Raw genomic sequence first — 19569 nt, 5'->3', positions numbered from 1 at the left:
CGGGTAGCGTTCCCTCCCGATGCAGACCACGATCGAGACCATGGCCCGGCGGCTCACCGCCGTTGCCGGGATCCGCGCCGTGGCGCTCGGCGGCAGCCGGGCGCGCGGCGTCCACCGGCCGGACTCCGACTGGGACCTCGGCGTGTACTACCGCGGCGAGCCCGATGTCGCGGCCCTCGCGGAGCTCGCCGCCGAGCTGACCGGTGCTCCGGTGGAGGTCGCCGGGCCCGGCGGCTGGGGACCATGGGTCGACGGCGGCGCTTGGCTCACCGTGGACGGGACGCCCGTGGACTGGATCCTGCGGGACCTGGACCGGGTGCGGCGCGTGTGGACGGACTGCCGCGCCGGCCGCTACGAGACCGGTGTGCAGCCGGGCCATCCGCTGGGCTTCTGGTCGCCTGCCTACGCCGGCGAGGTGGCGCTGTGCCGCGTACTGGCCGATCCCACAGGCGAGTTGACGGAGCTTCGGGCGCAGACGGCGACGTATCCGGAGCCGTTGCGCGCGGCGCTGGTGGGGGCCGTGTGGGAGGCGGAGTTCTCCGTCGCGGCGGCGCGCAAGTCGGCGGGGTCGGGTGACACGCTGCACGTCTCGCTGTGCCTGTCCCGGGCGTTCGGCGTGCTGGTGCAGTCGCTGCACGCGTATCACCGTGTGTGGTGCCTGAACGAAAAGGGCGCGCTGGCGGCCGCCGCAGCGCTGCCGGGTGTGCCCCGTGACTTCACCGCGCGCGTGTCGGCGGCGCTCGCCGGACTGGACGCGGCGGCGGTGGAGGCGGCGGACGAGCTGGTGCGGGAGATCAGGTCACGGCTGACCTGACCGCCTCCGCCGAGGGCCGGGCCGGACGCGTCAGGTCAGCAGCTCCCGTATGCGCCGGGCGGTCGCCTCGTCACGGGCGGCCGTGAAGGGGAGGCTGTTGCCGCCCGTGATGCGGAAGGGCTCACCGGTGACGGTGAGATGGGCACCGCCCGCCTCCGTGACCAGCAGCAGTCCGGCCGCGTGGTCCCAGGCGTACTCCCACGAGAAGGCGACGGCGTCCAGGGCGCCCCTGGCGACGTCCAGGTACTCCAGACCCGCCGATCCGCACGGACGCGCCAGCACGCCGGGCGCCGCGAGTCCGAGCAGCGCCCGCTTCTGCTCGGGAGTCGTGTAGTCGGGGTGCGACATGGCCACGTGGAGCACCGCGCCGGGGGCGGGCGAGCCGGAACGCAGCACCTCGCCGCCCAGCCGGGCACCCCCGCCGCGCACCGCGACCGCGAGCTCGTCGGGCACCGGCGCGTACGTCCAGGAGGCGAGGACCTCGCCGCGGTGGGCGAGCGCGACCAGGGTGCAGAAGCCGGGCTCACCGTGGACGAACTGGCGCGTGCCGTCGACGGGGTCCACGATCCACACGGCCGCGTCGCCGTGCAGCGCTTCGTAGACCGCCGGGTCCGCGTGCACCGCCTCCTCGCCGACGACCACGGAGCCCGGCAGCAGGGCGGTCAGCGACGCGGTCAGATGCGCCTCGGCGAGCCGGTCGGCGGCGGTGACGAGGTCGTGCGGGCCGTTCTTCTCGACGATCTCGTGCTCGGCGAGCTGCCGGAAGCGCGGCGTGATCTCGGCGGCCGCCGCCTTGCGCAGCGCCTCCTCGACGTCGGAGAGATCACCGGTCAGGAAGTCATCGATCATGTCACCAGCCAACCACGTCCCGCTGACATCGCGGGAGGGCCCCGGTTCCCCGGCCCGCAACCCGGCGTTTCCCGGCGGTTCGGCCCGCCGGGCGCCCGGAGGTGCCGCTCGGGTGCCGTTCAGGTGCTGCTCGGGTGCCGCTCGGGTGCACGTTCAGGTGCCGGTCAGGTGCCGTCGGCGGAGAAGTGGTGGTAGTCGGGCGGCGACCAGTGGCCGCCCCACTGCCAGCCGGCCCCCTCCATGGCCCGGGTCACGGCGTCGCCCGGCGTGATCAGCCCCCCGGTGGCCGGGTCGCGCGCCAGGTGGCGTTCGGCGGCCGGCGGGTGGACGGCGCCCGAGCGGTCCACGTACGGGTTCTCCAGCGGGTTGATGTCGACGGCGTCGCCGTAGGAGTGGCGGGACAGGTGGCCGGCGTCGCCGGTCACCCGGCGGCAGTTGAAGGCGGAGGTGTTGTCGTCGGCCATGGCGCGCGCGTCGCTCCCGTCGTACTCCGCCATGACGCGCATGCGCCGGATGGGGAAGCGTTCGTCGAAGATCTCCCGGAAGACGTGCAGCACGGGGCGGACCACGTCCTGATGGACGATCAGTTCGCCGCGGTGGATGCGACCGTCGAAGCCCCAGTGGTCCATGGTGATCAGCCGCAGCCGCTCCGGCGGCACCGGACAGCCGGGCTCGTGACTCGCTCCGAGCTTCTCCCCCGGCACGTCCCGCACGGTGGCCGTGAACCGGGGCCCGTCGGCCGTGACGGCGTGACCGGGCAGGAGACCGAGCACCAGCCCCAGGACCAGGGCGGGTCCGGTGCACCGGCGAGCGATATGCACCCTTTCAGGGTAATTACGCGCCGTCCGGCCCGCATCAGACGGGCGTCAGCCCGGGCGGGTGGCACGGGCCCGCCGTTTCCGCTGCTCGGGCCTGCCCGGCTCGCATCAGATGGGGTCAGCCCCCGGCGGGCGATACAGGCAATCCGTTTCCGCTGCTCGGGCCGACCGCTCCCCGCGCGAGCAGCAACAGCGCGTCGACCAGGTCCTCGGCGGGCCCGCCGGTGGCCAGCCTGCGCAGTTGCAGGCCCATCACCAGGGCGACCGTCGTCGCCGCGTACCGTTCGGCGTCCGGGACGCCGAGACCGGTCAGGATCTGGGCGGCGAGCCGGTCGTACGCGGCGAACGCCTCGGCCGCCGCCTCCCGCAGCCGCTCGTCCCGCCCGGCCTCGACGTACAGCTCGAACGTGGCGATGTGCTCGCTGTCGAAGTCGATGCCGCCCGCCACGCGGCCGGCGAGCGCCGCCGCGCCCGCGATGTCGACGCCCTCGCTCCGGCACTGGTCGGCGAGGGCGGTGAAGCGCCGGGTCTCGTCGCGGACGAAGTGCAGCAGGCTCTCCCGCAGCAGGTCGTGCTGGGTCGCGAAGTGGTACGTCACCGAGCCGAGCGAGACCCCGGCCTCCTTGGCTATCCGCCGGTTGGTGACCGCCGCGACCCCGTCCTTGCCGATGATGTGCAGGACGGCCTCGATGATGCGCTGCCGGGTGGCGGCTGCGCGGGCGGCGGTGGGCATGGACGCCATTGTCCCATCGGCGCGCTGGTGCTGGTCACGGGGTGGGGGTGCCGCCGACGGCCGCCGCGCCGAGCGGCGAGGGCGGACGTTTCTCGTACCACCGCTGGCCGGCCTCCAGTTGGGCGGCGAGGGAGATGAGCCGTTCCTCGCTGCCCGCGGGGCCGAGGAGTTGGGCGCCGACAGGAAGTCCGTGGGCGGTGAAGCCGGCGGGCACGTTCACGCCGGGCCAGCCGAGCACGTTCCACGGCCAGGCGTACGGGCAGGCCGCGGCGATCCGGATGTCGGTGCGCGGCGCGGACAGTCCGTCGAAGGACCCGATCCGCGGCGGCGGGACGGCCGTGGTGGGCGTGAGCAGCACGTCGTAGCGGTCGAAGAAGGCGCCGATCCTGCGGTGCTGCGCTGCCTCGCGGGCCCGTGCGGCCGGGACGAGGCGGCCGAGGCGGTGGCCGGAGCGGGCCGCGGACCGGGTACGCGGGTCCAGCAGGGCGGGGTCGGGGTGGCGGTCGGCGTACGCGGCGATGCCGGCTGCCGCGCGCGGCAGGAAGGCGAGCCCGACGAGGCCGTAACGGGGGCGTGCCTCCTCGACGTCGTGGCCGAGGCGGGCCAGGGCGTCGGCGAGCGCGGTGACCGCGCCTCGCACCTCGGGGTGGGCGCGGGCGCCCGTGAGGGTGAGCGGCGGACGCAGGGCCAGGGCGACGCGCAGCCGTCCCGGTTCCCTGCGGGCCGCCGCCGACGCGTCGATCGCGGCGGGCCGGAAGCGCTCCCTGGGGTGCGCGCCCGCCGCCGCGTCGAGCAGCAGGGCGGCGTCGGCGACGGTCCTCGCGAGCGGACCGTAGACCGTCAGGCCCTGGAAGCAGTCGTCGTACGGGTGGACGGAGACGCGGCTCCGCTGCGGCTTGATGCCCACGAGATGGGTCCAGGCCGCGGGGATGCGGATGGACCCGGCGCCGTCCGAGCCGAGCGCCGCGGGCACCAGTCCAGCCGCCACGGCCGCCGCCGAGCCGCCCGAGGAACCGCCGGGCGTGTGGCCGGTGGACCAGGGATTGCGGGCGGCGCCGAAGGCCGGGCCTTCGGTGAACGGCCACTGGCCCAGCTCGCACGTGTTCGTCTTGCCGACGATCACCGCGCCCGCGGCCCGCAGCCGGCGCACCGCCTCACCGTCCTCCGTGGCGGGCGGGATGTCGCCCGCGCAGCCGAAGAAGGTGGGCACCCCGGCCACGTCGGTGTCGTCCTTGACCGCGATCGGCACGCCGAGCAGCGGCAGCCGCTCCCCCGCGGCGAGCCTGCGGTCGGCGGCCCGCGCCTCCTCGACGGCGGCCTCTGCGCGCACGGTACGGAAGGCGTTGAGGGTGCCCTGAGTGGCTTCGATACGGGCGAGCGCGCCCGTCACGAGCGCCTCGGACGTGGTCTCGCCCGCCGCCAACGCCCTTGCGTGTTCGGCCAGTCCGCCGAACGGGTCTGTGGACACGTTCCTCCCGCCTCCTTATTGTTCGTTCGAACGAACAGAACTGGAGGGTAACCAGATGCGGATCACCGGAGCAAGCGTTCTGCTCACCGGAGCGACCGGCGGCATCGGCGGCGCCCTGGCCGCCGAACTTGCCGCCCAGGGTGCCAAGTTGACCGTGAGCGGGCGGCGCGCCGAGGCGCTGCGCCCGCTCGCCGAGCGTCACGGTGCCCGCGCGATCGTCGCCGATCTGGCCCGGCCGGACGACGTGCGCCGCCTCGCCGCCGAAGCCGCCGGCACCGGCGTCCTGATCACCAACGCCGCGCTGCCCTCCAGCGGCGACCTGCTCGACTGCACCCCCGAGCAGGTCGAGCGCGCCTTTACCGTGAACCTGCACGCCCCGGCCATGCTCGCCCGCCTGCTGGCCCCCGCCATGGTGGCGGCGGGCCGGGGTCATCTGGCGTTCATCGGCTCCCTCTCGGGCAAGGCGGCCTCCAAGTCGGCGTCGCTGTACAGCGGTACCGAGTTCGGCCTGCGCGGCTTCGCGCTCGGGCTGCGCCAGGACCTGCACGGCACGGGCGTCGGGGTCTCGATCGTCCAGCCCGGCTTCGTCCGGGACGCGGGCATGTTCGCCGACACGGGCGCGAAGCCTCCGGCGGGCATACGCACGGTGTCGCCGCGGCAGGTGGTTGCCGGGGTGACACGGGCGGTGGAACGCGACGTGGCCGAGATCAACGTGGCTCCGCTGGAGTTGCGGCTCCTCAGCGCCGTAGCGGGGCAGTTCCCCGGTGTCGCGGAACGCCTGCAGCGCGGCGGCGCGGCCGAGAAGACGCTGCGCCAACTGGTCGCGGCGCAGCGCCCCCCGCCGCGCCCTCACGCCCTCGTCCGCCGCCCCGCAACCCCCGTCAGCCCCACGTACAGCACCAGCGACGCCGCCAGCCCAACCGCCCAGCCGTAGTCCGCGAGCGGTCGCAGGAACGGGATCAGGCCGTCCGACGGGAAGGGGCCCTTGCCCGGTGCCGAGTGCGAGCCGCCGACCGCGAGCACCCCGCCGACCGCGAACGCCACGACCGCGCGCGCGTTCCAGCCGGACGTGTACCAGTAAGGTCCGCCGGGCGTGTAGAGGGCGGGGAGGTCGAGCACGGTCCGCCGCACCAGCCAGTAGTCCGCGATGAGGATGCCGGCGACCGTGCCGAGCAGTCCGCCGACCAGGCCGAGCCAGGTGAAGATGTACAGCTCGGGCGTCGCGGTCAGCTTCCACGGCATGATCAGCACGCCGACGACACCCGTGATCAGTGCTCCCCTGCGGAAGTTGATGAAGCGCGGGGCCAGGTTCGCCAGGTCGTACGCCGGTGAGACGACGTTCGCCGCGATGTTCACCGAGATCGTCGCGACGAGCACGGTCACCAGGGCGAAGAGCAGCCCGAAGACGTTGTCCGTCTTGCCCGCGAGCGCGACCGGGTCCCAGACCGCCGCCCCGTACACGGCCTGCGAGCCGGAGGTGACGAAGACGGACAGCAGCGCGAAGAGGGTCATCGTGGTCGGCAGCCCGAGCGTCTGGCCCCAGATCTGGGCGCGCTGGCCCGCGCCGAAGCGGGTGAAGTCCGGGATGTTGAGCGACAGCGTCGACCAGAAGGCGATCATGCCCATGAGGGACGGGAAGAACACCGGCCAGAAGTCCGCGCCCCAGCCCAGCTTCGACGGCTGGTCGAGCAGCGGCCCGAGACCGCCCGCCTTGGCCGCGATCCACCCCAGCAGCACCAGCGCGCCGACGATGACGAACGGCGCGGCCCAGTTCTCGAAGCGGCGCAGGGCCTCCATCCCCCGGTAGATGATGGCCAGTTCGAGTGCCCAGAACAGGACGAAGCACACCCACAGCGTCCACGGCTGGCCGCCGATCCTCGCCACTTCCGCCCAGCCGCCGAACATCTTGCCCAGCAGGACGAAGATGCCCTGGCCGCCGATCCACGTCTGGATGCCGAACCAGGCGCAGGCGACGGCGGCGCGGATCATCGCGGGCAGGTTGGCGCCCCGCAGCCCGAACGAGGCACGGGCGAGCACCGGGAAGGGGATGCCGTACTTGGGCCCGGCGTGCCCGGTGAGCAGCATCGGCGCCAGCACGATGACGTTGGCGAGCGCGATGGTGAAGACGGCCTGCTTCCAGTCCATACCGAGCGCGACGAGGCCGGAAGCGAGCAGCCAGGAGGGGATGTTGTGCGCCATGCCGACCCACAGGGCCGTGAAGTTGTACACGGTCCAGCGGCGGCGGGCGACGGGCACGGGCAGCAGGTCGTCGTTGACGAAACGGCTGTCGGCCGGGAGGACGCCCGGCGGGAGTTCGACGCGTCCCGCCGGGTCGGATGAGGGTCCTTGGGAGGGCACGGGCGGGACGGTCGCGGTCATGTGGTGACCTTTCAGCAGACGGTCATCTGGTGAGAGCCGGGATGATCTGCGCGCCGTACGCGTCGATCGTCGCTTCCTTCGCGTCGTGCATGTTGTAGACCGCGAACTGGTCCACGCCCAGGTCGCGCAGTGCCTTGAGCTTGTCGATGTGCGCCTCGGCGGGGCCGAGGAGGCAGAACCGGTCCACGATCTCGTCCGGCACGAAGTCGGTGGACGGGTTCCCGGCGCGGCCGTGATGGCTGTAGTCGTAGCCGTGCCGCTCCTTGATGTAGGAGGTCAGCGCCTCGGGGACCATGTCGGAGTGCTCGCCGTAGCGGGAGACGAGGTCGGCGACGTGGTTGCCGACCATGCCGCCGAACCAGCGGCACTGGTCGCGGGCGTGCGCGAGGTCGTCTCCGACGTACGCGGGGGCCGCGACGCAGATGGTGACCGACGACGGGTCGCGCCCGGCCTCGGCGGCCGCCGCGCGCACGGCCTTCACCATCCACTCGGTGAGGTACAGGTCGGCGAGCTGGAGGATGAACCCGTCGGCCTTCTGCCCGGCGAGCGCCAGCGCCTTGGGCCCGTACGCCGCCATCCACACGGGCAGCCTGCCGTTCTTCACCCAGGGCAGGCGGATCGGCTGGCCGTCGACGACCGCCTCCCGGCCCTCGGCCAGGTCGCGGATGACGCCGATCGCCTCGCCCACCCTGGCGAGGGTGTTGGGTTTGCGGCCCGCGACGCGCATCGCCGAGTCGCCGCGGCCGATGCCGCACACGGTGCGGTTGCCGTACATGTCGTTGAGCGTGGCGAAGGTGGAGGCGGTGACCTCCCAGGTGCGGGTGCCGGGGTTGGTGACCATGGGGCCCACGGTCAGCTTCTGGGTGTGTTCGAGGATGCGGCTGTAGATGACGAACGGCTCCTGCCACAGGACCGCGGAGTCGAAGGTCCAGCCGTATCGGAAGCCGTTGCGCTCCGCGCGCCGCATCAGCCCGACGACGGCGGACGCGGGCGGGTCGGTCTGCAGGACGAGTCCGAAGTCCACGAGGGCCTCCTGGTTCTGGCTAGTTCAGGTACTGGCAGGTGGCGCGCGGGGTGTAGACGCCGTGGCCGGCGCGGCCCGTGAACGCGCGCCGGTCGATGACCGTCTCGCCGCGCGACAGGACGGTCTCCACCTGTCCGGTGACGGTCCTGCCCTCGTACGCCGAGTAGTCGACGTTCATGTGGTGGGTCGCGGCGGACAGCGTCTGCTCGGTGTGCGGGTCGTAGATCACGACGTCCGCGTCGGCGCCCGGTGCGATGGTGCCCTTCTTCGGGTAGAGGCCGAACATCCTGGCCGGGGTGGCGCAGGCGATCTCGATCCAGCGGCGGCGGCTGATGTGGCCGTCGACGACGGCCTGGTGGAGGAGGTCCATGCGGTTCTCCACGCCCGGCAGCCCGTTGGGGATCTTGGAGAAGTCGCCGCGGCCCAGTTCCTTCTGGCCGCTGAAGCAGAACGGGCAGTGGTCCGTGGAGACGACCTGGAGGTCGTTGGTGCGCAGCCCGCGCCAGAGTGCGGCCTGGTGCTCCTTGGGCCTCAGCGGCGTGGAGCAGACGTACTTGGCGCCCTCGAAGTCCGGTTCGGCGAGGTTGTCGGTGGACAGGAACAGGTACTGCGGGCAGGTCTCGCCGAAGACGTTCAGCCCCTTGTCGCGGGCCGCGGCGAGTTCGGCGACCGCCTCCTCGGCCGAGACGTGCACGACGTACAGCGGCGCGCCGGCGACCCGGGCGAGCTGGACGGCCCGGTGGGTGGCCTCGGCCTCCAGCAGCACCTTGCGGACCTCGCCGTGGTACCGGGGGTCGGTCTCACCCCGGGCGAGGGCCTGCTCGACGAGGACGTCGATGGCGATGCCGTTCTCCGCGTGCATCATGATCAGGCCGCCGTTGGACGACGAGCGCTGCATGGCGCGCAGGATCTGTCCGTCGTCGCTGTAGAAGACGCCCGGATAGGCCATGAAGAGCTTGAAGGAGGTCACGCCCTCCTCGACCAGCAGGTCCATCTCCTTGAGCGAGGACTCGTTGACGTCGGAGAGGATCATGTGGAAGGCGTAGTCCACGGCGCAGTTGCCGTCGGCCTTGGCGTACCAGGCGTCCAGGCCCTCGCGCAGGGAGTGCCCCACCGACTGCACGGCGAAGTCGACGATGGTGGTGGTGCCGCCCCAGGCCGCCGCGCGGGTGCCGGTCTCGAAGGTGTCCGATGCGGACGTGCCGCCGAACGGCAGCTCCATGTGGGTGTGGGCGTCGACGCCGCCCGGGATGACGTACTTGCCGGTGGCGTCGATGACGCGGTCCGCGGTCCAGGACTCGGCGGCGGAGGTGCCGTGGGCTGCGAGTGCGGCGATCCGGCCGTCGTCGATCAGGACGTCGGCGTGGATCTCGTCGGCGGCGGTGATGACGAGACCGCCGCGGATCAGGGTGCGGGTGCTCATGGTCTCCTCGTGTGTGGACTAGACGGCGCGCAGGGCTTGTTCGAGGAGGGACGCGCCCTCCTCCGCCTCGGCGACGGTGAGCGAGAGCGGCGGGGCGATGCGCAGGACGCTGGTGTTGTGGCCGCCGCCCTTGCCGATCAGCAGGCCGTTCTCGCGCGCAGCCTCCAGGATCTTGCCGGCGGCCTTGGGGTCGGCCTCGTCGGTGCCCGGTCGCACCAGCTCGATGCCGATCATCAGGCCGCGTCCGCGCACCTCCCGTACGGCGGGGACGGCCGCGCCGATGGCGCGCAGCCGCTCGATGAGCAGCCCGCCGACGCGCCGTGCGTTGCCCTGGAGGTCGTGCTCCAGCAGGTAGGCGAGGTTGGCGACGCCGGCCGCCATGGTCACGGGCGAACCGCCGAAGGTGGAGATGGAGTTGGCGTCGAGGCAGTTCATGACGTCGGCGCGGGCGACGACACCGCCGACGGACATGCCGTTGCCGATGCCCTTGGCGAAGGTGAGGATGTCCGGCGGGCCGTTCTGGGCGTGCGCCTGCCAGCCCCAGAAGTGTTCACCGGTGCGGCCCCAGCCGGTCTGCACCTCGTCGGAGATCCACAGGATGCCGTGCCGGTCGAGCACCTCACGGAAGGCGGCGTACAGCCCGTCGGGCGGGGAGGTGAACCCGCCGACGCCCTGCACCGGTTCGGCGATCAGCGCTGCGACGTCGCGGGTGTGGCCGAGCAGATCCTCCAGGTCGGCGACGCACGCCTGGATGAACTGCGCGTCGGACAGCCGGGCGTAGGGACCGCGGGTGCGTACGCCGCCGTGGACGTACAGCGTCTGGAGGGGCGAGAGGCTGGTCGGGGACCAGGCGTGGTTGCCCGTGATCGCGACCGCGGAGAAGGACCGGCCGTGGTAGCTGTTGCGCATCGCCAGGATCTGGTTGGAACGGCGGTACGCGGTGGCGAGCAGCAGCGCGGTGTCGTTGGCCTCCGTGCCGGAGGTGGTGAAGAAGACGCGCGCGTCGGGGATGCCGGAGAGGGCGGCGATGCGCTCGGCGAGCTCCACCATGGGGCGGTTGAGGTAGAGAGTGGAGGAGTGGATGATCCGCGCGGCCTGGTCGCTCACCGCCTTGGTGACCTCGGGCAGGGCGTGCGCGGTCATGGTGGTGAGGATGCCGCCGAAGAAGTCCAGGTAGCGGTTGCCGTCCGCGTCCCAGACGTGGCGGCCCTCGCCGTGGGTGATCTCGATGGGGCAGTCGTAGTAGAGGGCGAGCCAGTCGGGCAGGACGGCCTTGTGGCGCCCGTACAGATCGGTCACGGCTGCACAAGCCCTTCGTACGCGTCGGGTCGGCGGTCCCGGTAGAACGCCCATGTCTGCCGTACGGTCTCGATCAGGTCGAAGTCCAGATCGCGTACGACCAGTTCCTCCTCCTTGTCGCTGGCGAGGTCGCCGACGAACTGGCCGCGCGGATCGACGAAGTAGCTCGTGCCGTAGAAGTCGTTGTCGCCGTACTCCTCGATGCCGACGCGGTTGATGGCGGCGACGAAGTACTCGTTGGCGACGGCGGCGGCCGGCTGCTCCAGCTGCCAGAGGTGGGAGGACAGACCGCGGTGGGTGGCGGACGGGTTGTAGACCAACTGCGCCCCGGCGAGGCCGAGCTGGCGCCAGCCCTCCGGGAAGTGGCGGTCGTAGCAGATGTACACGCCGACCTTGCCGACGGCGGTGTCGAACACCGGCCAGCCCGCGTTGCCCGGCCTGAAGTAGTACTTCTCCCAGAAGCCCTTGACCTGGGGGATGTGGTGCTTGCGGTACTTGCCGAGGTACCTGCCGTCGGCGTCGATGACCGCTGCGGTGTTGTAGTAGAAGCCCGGACCCTCGATCTCGAAGACCGGGACGACGATCACCATGCCGGTCTCGCGGGCGAGGTCCTGCATCCTGCGGACAGTGGGACCGTCCGGGACGGGCTCGGCCCAGCGGTAGTGCTCGGGCTCCTGCACCTGGCAGAAGTACGGAGCGTTGAAGACCTCTTGGAATCCGATGACCTTGGCGCCCTGCCTGGCGGCCTCGCGGGCGTGTTCCTCATGCTTGGCGATCATCGATTCGGTGTCGCCGGTCCAGGTGGCCTGGACGAGGGCGGCGCGTACGACATGGGCCATGAGCTGCTCCTTCGACGAGACGCCAGAGAGCCTCTACGCACGTAGACGCAATACGCAGATGGAGAACGTAAGCCACGTCACACAGCGGGGCAAGACCATCGTCGTCAACCCGCGGAGTCGATCATGTTTCGCACCTGAGCGGTCGATTCCGGAACGGTTTCGTCTCGGTCAGGCACCGAGGTACCCAGCCACACGCAGCGCGTGCATAAGGTCGCGCTCGCGGTCCGGTGGGACGTCGCGGGCGGCGTCGAGCAGGGCGGGAACGAGCCGTGCCGGGTCGCGGCCGGCGACTCTGGCCGCGTCCTCGGCGGGGCGCACCTGCGCGTACGCGGCGAGCAGCGCGCGGGCACGGGAGCCGAGGCCCTCGTCCGCCAGCGCGAGCGCGGTGTCGGCGATCTCCTCGGCGGGGCGCGAGACCCCCTGGCGCAGCAACTGGCGTCCGTCGTCGGCCCGTCCGGCCGCGGCGAGCGCGTCGGCGGCCGCGGCGAGGTGGGCGGCGGGCTGGGACGCCACCTCCCACAGGAGGGTGGCCCAGTCCGCGGCCAGTCCGCCGCGGTGGAGCTCGGCGGCGAGCGCGGGCAGCCGGCCCGGCGGCCCGGCGGCGGCCTCGCACAGCACGACATGCGCCTCGCCGCCGCGGCCCTCGGCCCGCAGCCGCCCGAGAGCGGCGACGGTCTCGCGCGCGGCCCGCTCGGCGCCGTCGGTCTCGTGCACGGGCCGGGGTGACGGGGCCGACGCGGGGGCGGCGGCAGCGCCGCCGTACCGCGCGCCCCGGGGCGTGTCGTCGGCGACGGGCAGCACGGGCACGGCGACGGCGCCGCCGTCGTCCTCCACCCCCGCGAACCGGGCTCCCCGCCGGGGCTTCCGCTTCCCCCGGGAGGAAGCGCCGCGCTCCGCGGGTCCGCCTCCGGCTGCGCTGCCCGGCGCGGGGACGCCGTGCGGAGCCGTGCCGCCGCCCGGTGCGCCCTGGTCGGCCCCGTGCGGAGCCGTGCCGGCTGCGGCGGCGCCGGGCAGCGCAACCGCCCCGGCGTCTTCGGCCGCGCCGGGTCCCGCGGGCGCCCTGTACCTGCCCGTCCCGTAGGGGTCGGCTCCGGCGCCCGGTGCGCCGTGGTCGGCTCCGGCCGGTCTTGGGCGGGGCCCGGCCATGCCGGGGTCACCGTGCTCGCGAGGAGCACCGGGCTCGGCCGCGCCGACGGCACCGGTCTCCGCCGTGCCGGCCCGGCCGTGAGCCGCAGCCATGCCCGCAGCGCCGGCCGTCGCCGACCCGGCCGGGCCCGAGGCCCAGTGCCTGTCGGGCGATCCGCCCATGACGTGCTGCCCCACGCCGGCCGTCTCGGTCGCGTACGCACCAGCCGTGCCGGGCACACCGGTCGGCCAGGGCCCGTCGGGTCCTGGCCCCCCGGGGCCGGCCGGGCCGGACAGCGCGGACGGCCCCGTGGCGTCGGGTCCGGCCGGGGTGAACCAGGACCCGGGGTGGGGCAGCGACTCGAGGCGGGACGTCAGTTCCGTGATGCGCGCCGTCGCGCGGGCGTGGTCGTCGCGGGTCCAGGACAGCTCGTGCGTCAGGCGCTCCGCCTCCGCCGTGCCCTCCGGCTCGGCGGCCAGCGCCCGCAGCAGTTCCTCCGCGCGGGCCGCCGCGTACGCCTGCTCGCCGTGCATCAGCGCCCGTCGCCCCTCCAGCGCCTCGCGCCCGCCCGGCAACCGGTCGTGCGCCGCCGCTGCCGCCGCGTGGAGCGCACGGGCCCGGACCGACTCCCGCTCGGCGTGCTCGGGGCCGGCCGGCGTCGCCAGATCGTGCAGCAGCGACTCGACCACGTCCCACGGAGGGATCTCGACCCCTTCCAGGCAGGCGCGCATTCCGTCGGGGTCGCGCTGCCAGAAGACGGCGCACCAGCCGCCCGCAGGGTCGAGCCGCCCGGTCAGCTCTTCGAGGTACCGCGCGAACACCTCGGTTTCCACCGGGAGTTGATGCACCGCCATCGCTGCCCCTGACCACTCGGAGGTAGAACCGCTGGCATTCGACCGCAGGCGTGTTACGCGGTTGCTACACGCGGTTTTCGACGGGGAAGCACGATGCCCCGCCGCCGTCGGCCGCTCGCGTGAGGCTCCCGGGCCGCGAGCGGTTCGGGCAGGTGCGTCCGCGCCCGGTCGCGCGGCGACGCTGACCGGGCCCGGGCGTGCCCCATGCGGGACGCCCGGGCCGGGGCACGCGCCTGCGGCGCGGCATGGTGGTCACCGCGGGCGGCCGCGACGACCACCGCTCGGCGCGCGACGGCCGGACGGTGCGTACGGCGGACGGCAGCCGCGCCTCGCACGCGGAGCACACGGTCGCGGTCCCGGACGACGGGCCGCGCATCCGCACGGCGCTCTGGGCGGACGGCCCCGTCAGTCGGCGTCGACGAGCCGGCGGGCCAGCGCGTCGCCGAGTGAGACGGCGGTCTGGTGCCTCTCGATCCGGGCCGCGTGCACGTTCTTGAACAGGATGTACGTGACGCCCGATGGCGCGCCGCCGTATGTCGGATGCGGGTCGATGCCGAGCGCCTCGGCCGCGGCGTACGACGCCTCGCCGATGATCCCCGTAGGACCGGTGTCGCCGACGACGGCGTACACGACACGGTCCTGGTACACGAGCGCGGCGACGGTTCCGCCGCGGATTCCGGAGTCCCGGTAGTCCCAGAGGTCGCTCGGGGCGGGCACGACGACGAACGGCAGCTTCTCCGCGTTGAGATGCTTGCCGTCGGACTGCTGGTACGAGGTGGTCGGCTGGAACCAGGTGTCGGTGGTGCTGTTGCACTTCGCCGTGCGGACGCCGTCGCAGTCTATGTCCAGGTCGGCGGTCCAGTACACGATGTCGTCCCGTTCACAGACGGGGATGTCGGCGCGTGCGCCGTTGTCCTGGCGGTAGTTGCCGTTGGATATCTGCCGGCATGCGCCGAGGGCGTCCCGCAGGGTGTCGGCGCCGACCGTGCCCTCGGCCGGCAGGGCCGCCTCGTAGGCGGCGAGGGTGCCGGGTGGCGGGGCGGCGGCCGCGGGCAGGGCCGCAGCCGCGAGAAGGGAGGTACAGGCGGTCGTGGTGAGTATGGTGCGCGATATGTACACGGTGAACCTTTCTGTCGAAAAATTCCTACCCGTGTGCGCGCGAATCGGCTCGGTGTGCCCGCCGGACGGGTGACCGCGCCGCGCCCCGGCCGCCGCCACGCGCCGCGCCCCGGCCACCCCACTCGTCACGCCCCGGCCGCCGCCATGCGTCACGGCGCCGGGCGGACCACCATCGCCGCGCCGCCGCCCCGCCGCACCTTCTCCGCCGCGGCCAGCCACCGCCCGTCGGGCAGCCGTTGCACGCCGGTCGCGGCGCCGATCTCCGGGTTCAGCCGGAAGGCGTGGCCGATGCCCTCGAGCGCCGCGCGCAGCCGCCGGTCGTTCCACAGGTCCGGTTCCAGGTCTGTCGTCGCCTGGTTGCGCTGGCTGGCGCGCGGCGCGGCGATCGCGTCGACGAGCGGGAGCCCCCGGTCCAGATGCCCCGTCAGCGTCTGCAGGACGGTGGTGATGATGGTCGCGCCGCCCGGCGAGCCGAGCGCCAGCACGGGACGGTCGTGGCGGTCGAGCACAATCGTCGGCGAGATGGACGAACGGGGCCGCTTGCCGGGGCCGGGCAGGTTCGGGTCGTGGACCGCGGGATCGGCCGGGGCGAAGGAGAAGTCGGTCAGCTCGTTGTTGAGCAGGAAGCCGCGTCCGGGCACCGTGATGCCGCTGCCGCCCGTCGACTCGATCGTCAGCGTGTACGCGACGACGTTGCCCCACTTGTCGGCCGTCGTCAGATGCGTGGTGTTCTCCCCCTCGTACGTGGTCGGCGCGGCCTCGCCGGTCGAGCCGCAGGCGGCCGGCCGGCGCGGGTCGCCCGGTGCGAGCGGGCTCTTCAGGACCGCGTCGTCCTTGATCAGGCACTCGCGCGAGTCGGCGAACCGCTGGGACAGCAGCCCCCGCACGGGCACGTCCTCGAAGGCCGGGTCGCCGACCCAGCGGCCCCGGTCGGCGAACGCGATGCGGCTGGCCTCGATGAAGCGGTGCAGGTACTGCGCCTCGTCGGCCTTGTCCTTCGACAGGTCGGAGCGCTCCAGGATGTTGAGCGCCTCGCCGACGCTGGTGCCGCCGGAGGAGGACGGCGCCATGCCGTACACGTCGAGTCCCCGGTACGACACCTTCGTGGGGGCGCGGCGGATCGTCTCGTAAGCGCGCAGGTCGCGCCGGGTCAGGTCGCCGGGGCGCACGACACGGTCGGCGCCCTCGGCGACGGGGGGCTCCTGCACGGTGCGGACGATGTCGTCGGCGATGGGCCCCCGGTAGAGCGCGCCGACGCCCTTGCGTCCGAGCTCCTTGTACGTGCGGGCCAGGTCCGGGTTCTTGAACACCGAGCCCACGACCGGGAGCCGGCCCCCGGGCAGGAACAGTTCGGCACTGGCCGGGAAGTCGGCGAAGCGGTCCTGGTTGGCCTGCGTCTGGGACCGGAACGTCGCGTCGACGGTGAATCCGTCCTCGGCCAGCCGCTCGGCCGGACGCAGCAGCTCCTTCAGCGGCTTGCTGCCCCAGGCGTCCAGTGCGGTCCGCCAGGTGGCGGGGGTGCCGGGCGTGCCGACCCCGAGGCCCGACGTCATGCCCTCGGCGAACGGGATGGGCTCGCCGTTCTCCAGGAACAGGGAGGCGTCGGCGGACAGCGGCGCGGTCTCGCGGCCGTCGACGGTGTGGACCGTACGGGACTTCGCGTCGTAATGGACGAAGAAGCCACCGCCGCCGATTCCGGCGGAGTACGGCTCGGTGACGCCGAGTGCGGCGGCGGTCGCGACGGCCGCGTCCACCGCGTTGCCGCCCGTGCGCAGGACTTCGATGCCGGCGGCCGACGCGTCGGCGTCGACGCTGGCGACGGCGCCGCCGTGGCCGACGGCGAGCGGGGTCTTGGCAGGCGCCGCGCCGGGCGGGGAGGAGGTCGGTGGTGCCGCCGCGCCGAGCGAGGCGACGGCCGCGGCAACAACCAGTACCGACACATTCCGTACGGCGGAACGACGCATGCGTACCTCCCGGAGGCGAACGTCCGCGCAGCCTAACCCCGCCGCCGTCGCCCCGTCAGGACCGCCCGCCGGCCCGTTCGCAGGACACCGCTAGCATGCGCGCCCATGACGGACGACGTACGCAACATCGTGCTCGGCGTGGTGGCCGCCGGCATCAGCGCCTTCATCGGCTGGATGGCCCGCACCTCCCTCTGGCGGCGCAGACTCCGCCGCAAGCAGGCGTTCTTCGGACTGCCGGGCAACTCGGAGTGTCTGCTCGTCGTCAACCGCGAGGCGGGGCGGGACGGTTCGGTCCACCGCTTCGACGTGTTCGCGCTGCTGGAGCTGTCGGCGCTCGTCAAGGACTGCGGGGCGAACGCGCAGATCATCTGGCACGACGCGACGCAGCAGGGCTTCGGCGAGCGCACCGAGTTCTGCGTCGGGGGGCCTTTCACCAATCGCCGGACGGCTGCCCATCTGCAGAGCCTGCTGCCCGGCGTGCTGGTCGACACCGACACGGAACCGGGCCCGGACCAGGGGTCGTTCGTGATCGGCACCGAGCACTACCGGATGGACCGGGGCACGGCCGAGTACGTGCTGCTGGCCCGCCTGACGGCCGGCGAGGGAAGCCGGCCGGTGTTCCTCTTCTGCGGTCAGCGCGCCATCACCAACCAGGCCGCCACCCGCTATCTGGCCCGCCACCACGAGAAGCTGTCCCGCAAGCACGGCCGGAACTCCTTCTGTCTGCTGCTGAAGGTGGTCAACTCGCAGGCGTACGGGCCGGACGTGGTCGAGGTCGTCGCCGACGTGACGAGAGCCGCGCTCAGCGCCCCGCCCGCCCAGCGCGCCTCGGACGGAGCGGTGAGCTGACCGGAGGCCGCAGGAGTGCGCGGGGCGGCGAGGTGAGGCCGTCGACGGCGTCGGACGCTCGTCACCGCCCGGGAGGCGGGCCCGGGTCCAAGGCGAGCGGCGCCCTCGTCGTGTGTCGGTACGACAGGGCCCGCTCGGCCTCGGCGAGCCGGTGGCACAACCCGGCCGACGCGCAGCTGACCTTCTCCTCTTCGGCAGCCGGCCCGTGCTGTCCGTCGGTCCTGCTGCGAGGGAGTGATCACCGGCTGCCGCCGGGCCCTGCGCAAGGCAGGGCGGGGTGGTGCCCCAAGAGCTGCTGCCCCCTCACCCCCGCACCGGCGTGCGCGAAGGCCCCCGGACAACAGCGTTCTGGTTCGGCCTGCGCTGCGCGCGCGGCCGGTGTGGCCCTGGTCTACGGGGACGAACTGCGGCGGTGGGCACCGCCTTGAGCGCCATGAGAAGTAGGTGTTGACGTCAGCTCGATCAACGGATCGACGGCCATACGCTGCCCTGCCCCTTGTCGCTGTGTCGCGGTCAGCGCAAACTAACCAGCCCGGCAGGGGCCTTTACGCCCGACACGCATAAACACGACATAATCCGTATAAATCGAGGATTCCGCCGGGCAGCGGCAGCACTCGGGGGCGCAGACGTCACGCGTGCGGGCAGCGGGCCCCTCGGCCGGTGCCGCACCCGGTCATGCCTCGGCGGCCTCCGCGTAGACCTGGGAGAGCTCCGGCGCTCCGTTGACCGCCCACTCGAGACCGGCCTCCACGACGCTCACCTCGCGGCCGGAGGCCAGCCGGACCACGGGGTGCCCGCCCGGCCAGATGTGCCAGGAGGCGCCGGGCACCGTCCGCACGATGACGGTGCCCAGATACAGGCCCGCGTCGTTGCCCAGCCAGGGCAGCTCCTCCGGGTCGTCCCGCCAGCGCGGGGGCAGCTGGTCGAGCGCCGTCAACGAGGCCGGGGAATCGTCCAGTTCCAGCCCGGCCTGCCCCGCTCGGACGCGCAGCAGCTCGCACTCGGACAGCAGCTCGGTGATCGCCGCCGCGCGCTCCGGATCGGACTCCTTCGCCGCGGCCCCTCCCCCGTGCTCCCGATCGTCGTCATGGCGCCTGAGCCAGTTGTCCAAGAAAGGGATGTTCATACCACTCAGCCTCGCATCCCCCCGGCCGGACGCACCACAGGGCGCGCGTCAACGAACGCTAGATGTCGAGATCGACAACAACCGGGGCGTGGTCCGACGCGCCCTTGCCCTTGCGCTCCTCACGGTCGACGTAACTGTCCTTGACCGACGTGCCGAACGGCCCGTTCCCGTAGACCAGGTCGATGCGCATGCCGCGGTTCTTCGGGAAGCACAGCTGGCGGTAGTCCCAGTACGTGAAGGGGTGCTCGTACTTCAGGGGGCGGGGGACGACGTCCGAGAGGCCGCGCTTGTGCAGCTCCTCCAGCGCGGCGCGCTCGGGCCCGGTCACATGGGTCAGGCCCTCGAACGCGGCCACGTCCCACACGTCGTCGTCGGTGGGGGCGATGTTGAAGTCGCCGAGGACCGCGAAGGGGCGCTCACCCGCCGCGTCCTGCGTCACCGCCACGGACAGCGCCTCCAGCCAGCGCAGCTTGTAGCCGTAGTGGTCGTGGGCGACCTCGCGGCCGTTGGGCACGTAGACCGACCAGACGCGGGCCGGACCGCAGGTCGCCGAGATCGCGCGGGGCTCCTGCACGCCCTCGTAGTCAGGGGCGCCGGGCAGGCCCCTGACCACGTCGCCGATGCCGACCCGGGAGACCAGCGCCACGCCGTTCCACCGGCCGGTGGCATGCACCGCGGACTCGTAGCCGAGCTCGCGCAGGGCCTCGGCGGGGAACTGCTCCTCGGTGCACTTGGTCTCCTGGACGCACAGCACGTCGGTGCCGCTGCTCTCCAGCCAGGCCAGCAGCCGCGGCAGCCGGGCGGTGATCGAGTTGACGTTCCACGTGGCGATACGCATGCGGCAAGCCTAACGGCGCGGTGTGACAGGCACCGGCCCGCCCGGGC

17 protein-coding genes and 1 pseudogene are annotated in these 19569 nt (G+C 73.1%); 4 read left to right on the top strand and 14 right to left on the bottom strand.

Translation table 11 applies throughout. The features are described from left to right. The first annotated feature begins 19 nt into the window (after window positions 1-19). Window positions 20-814, top strand: coding sequence for a nucleotidyltransferase domain-containing protein (locus ACLB9X_RS07985; protein ID WP_410359535.1), 795 nt, complete (start codon window positions 20-22; stop codon window positions 812-814). Between the two features lie 30 nt (window positions 815-844). Here the strand turns inward: ACLB9X_RS07985 and ACLB9X_RS07980 are convergent, their stop codons facing one another. From ACLB9X_RS07980 to ACLB9X_RS07965, 4 genes are all read right to left on the bottom strand, one after another. Next, complete coding sequence (locus ACLB9X_RS07980) at window positions 845-1663, bottom strand: inositol monophosphatase family protein (RefSeq protein WP_410359534.1); 819 nt, start codon at window positions 1661-1663, stop codon at window positions 845-847. 164 nt (window positions 1664-1827) lie between these two features. Continuing rightward, window positions 1828-2484, bottom strand: a complete 657-nt coding sequence (locus ACLB9X_RS07975; protein ID WP_410359533.1) for a M15 family metallopeptidase — start codon at window positions 2482-2484, stop codon at window positions 1828-1830. 115 nt (window positions 2485-2599) lie between these two features. Continuing rightward, window positions 2600-3214: a TetR/AcrR family transcriptional regulator gene (locus ACLB9X_RS07970; protein ID WP_410359532.1), complete on the bottom strand. Its 615-nt coding sequence runs from the start codon at window positions 3212-3214 to the stop codon at window positions 2600-2602. 34 nt (window positions 3215-3248) lie between these two features. Next, window positions 3249-4682 (bottom strand): amidase, encoded by a 1434-nt coding sequence (locus ACLB9X_RS07965; protein ID WP_410359531.1) that lies wholly within the window; start codon window positions 4680-4682, stop codon window positions 3249-3251. Window positions 4683-4737: 55 nt separating this feature from the next. Between ACLB9X_RS07965 and ACLB9X_RS07960 the strand changes: the two genes are divergently transcribed. Then, a complete protein-coding gene (locus ACLB9X_RS07960; RefSeq protein WP_410359530.1) occupies window positions 4738-5616 on the top strand; it encodes an SDR family NAD(P)-dependent oxidoreductase in 879 nt (292 codons plus the stop codon). Here the strand turns inward: ACLB9X_RS07960 and ACLB9X_RS07955 are convergent. The 6 genes from ACLB9X_RS07955 to ACLB9X_RS07930 form a co-directional block, all read right to left on the bottom strand. Further along, window positions 5532-7061, bottom strand: a complete 1530-nt coding sequence (locus ACLB9X_RS07955) for an NCS1 family nucleobase:cation symporter-1 (RefSeq protein ID WP_410359529.1) — start codon at window positions 7059-7061, stop codon at window positions 5532-5534. The genes ACLB9X_RS07960 and ACLB9X_RS07955 overlap by 85 nt on opposite strands. A gap of 22 nt (window positions 7062-7083) precedes the next feature. Next, the gene (locus ACLB9X_RS07950; protein WP_410359528.1) at window positions 7084-8085 is read right to left on the bottom strand and encodes a TIGR03842 family LLM class F420-dependent oxidoreductase; all 1002 of its coding nucleotides are present in this window, start codon (window positions 8083-8085) and stop codon (window positions 7084-7086) included. Window positions 8086-8104: 19 nt separating this feature from the next. After that, on the bottom strand, window positions 8105-9508 hold the full coding sequence (gene hydA, locus ACLB9X_RS07945) for a dihydropyrimidinase (protein WP_410359527.1): 1404 nt from the start codon (window positions 9506-9508) through the stop codon (window positions 8105-8107). Window positions 9509-9526: 18 nt separating this feature from the next. Continuing rightward, on the bottom strand, window positions 9527-10807 hold the full coding sequence (locus ACLB9X_RS07940) for an aspartate aminotransferase family protein (protein WP_410359526.1): 1281 nt from the start codon (window positions 10805-10807) through the stop codon (window positions 9527-9529). After that, the gene (locus ACLB9X_RS07935; protein ID WP_410359525.1) at window positions 10804-11646 is read right to left on the bottom strand and encodes a nitrilase-related carbon-nitrogen hydrolase; all 843 of its coding nucleotides are present in this window, start codon (window positions 11644-11646) and stop codon (window positions 10804-10806) included. The genes ACLB9X_RS07940 and ACLB9X_RS07935 overlap by 4 nt, the downstream gene beginning before the upstream one ends. Before the next feature lie 168 nt (window positions 11647-11814). Further along, window positions 11815-13626: a hypothetical protein gene (locus tag ACLB9X_RS07930; protein ID WP_410359524.1), complete on the bottom strand. Its 1812-nt coding sequence runs from the start codon at window positions 13624-13626 to the stop codon at window positions 11815-11817. A 191-nt stretch (window positions 13627-13817) separates the two neighbouring features. On the opposite strand from ACLB9X_RS07930, the pseudogene ACLB9X_RS07925 reads away from it, so the two are divergent. Then, a pseudogene (locus ACLB9X_RS07925) lies at window positions 13818-14015 on the top strand (type I methionyl aminopeptidase); the annotation flags it as partial. 16 nt (window positions 14016-14031) lie between these two features. On the opposite strand, the gene ACLB9X_RS07920 reads toward ACLB9X_RS07925, so the two are convergent. After that, entirely contained in the window at window positions 14032-14745 is a 714-nt protein-coding gene (locus ACLB9X_RS07920) for a glycoside hydrolase family 75 protein (RefSeq protein ID WP_410359523.1), read from the bottom strand. A 149-nt stretch (window positions 14746-14894) separates the two neighbouring features. Next, on the bottom strand, window positions 14895-16709 hold the full coding sequence (ggt, locus tag ACLB9X_RS07915) for a gamma-glutamyltransferase (RefSeq protein WP_410359522.1): 1815 nt from the start codon (window positions 16707-16709) through the stop codon (window positions 14895-14897). Between the two features lie 105 nt (window positions 16710-16814). On the opposite strand from ggt, the gene ACLB9X_RS07910 reads away from it, so the two are divergent. Then, window positions 16815-17558 (top strand): hypothetical protein, encoded by a 744-nt coding sequence (locus tag ACLB9X_RS07910; RefSeq protein ID WP_410359521.1) that lies wholly within the window; start codon window positions 16815-16817, stop codon window positions 17556-17558. 673 nt (window positions 17559-18231) lie between these two features. Here ACLB9X_RS07910 and ACLB9X_RS07905 read toward each other — a convergent pair. Further along, entirely contained in the window at window positions 18232-18684 is a 453-nt protein-coding gene (locus ACLB9X_RS07905; RefSeq protein WP_410359520.1) for a DUF6278 family protein, read from the bottom strand. A gap of 58 nt (window positions 18685-18742) precedes the next feature. Then, a complete protein-coding gene (locus ACLB9X_RS07900; protein WP_410359519.1) occupies window positions 18743-19522 on the bottom strand; it encodes an exodeoxyribonuclease III in 780 nt (259 codons plus the stop codon). Window positions 19523-19569 lie beyond the last annotated feature (47 nt).

The organism is Streptomyces sp. 5K101 (assembly GCF_046506645.1).
Lineage (GTDB): Bacteria > Actinomycetota > Actinomycetes > Streptomycetales > Streptomycetaceae > Streptomyces.
This window is presented reverse-complemented; position numbering and strand designations above follow the sequence as displayed.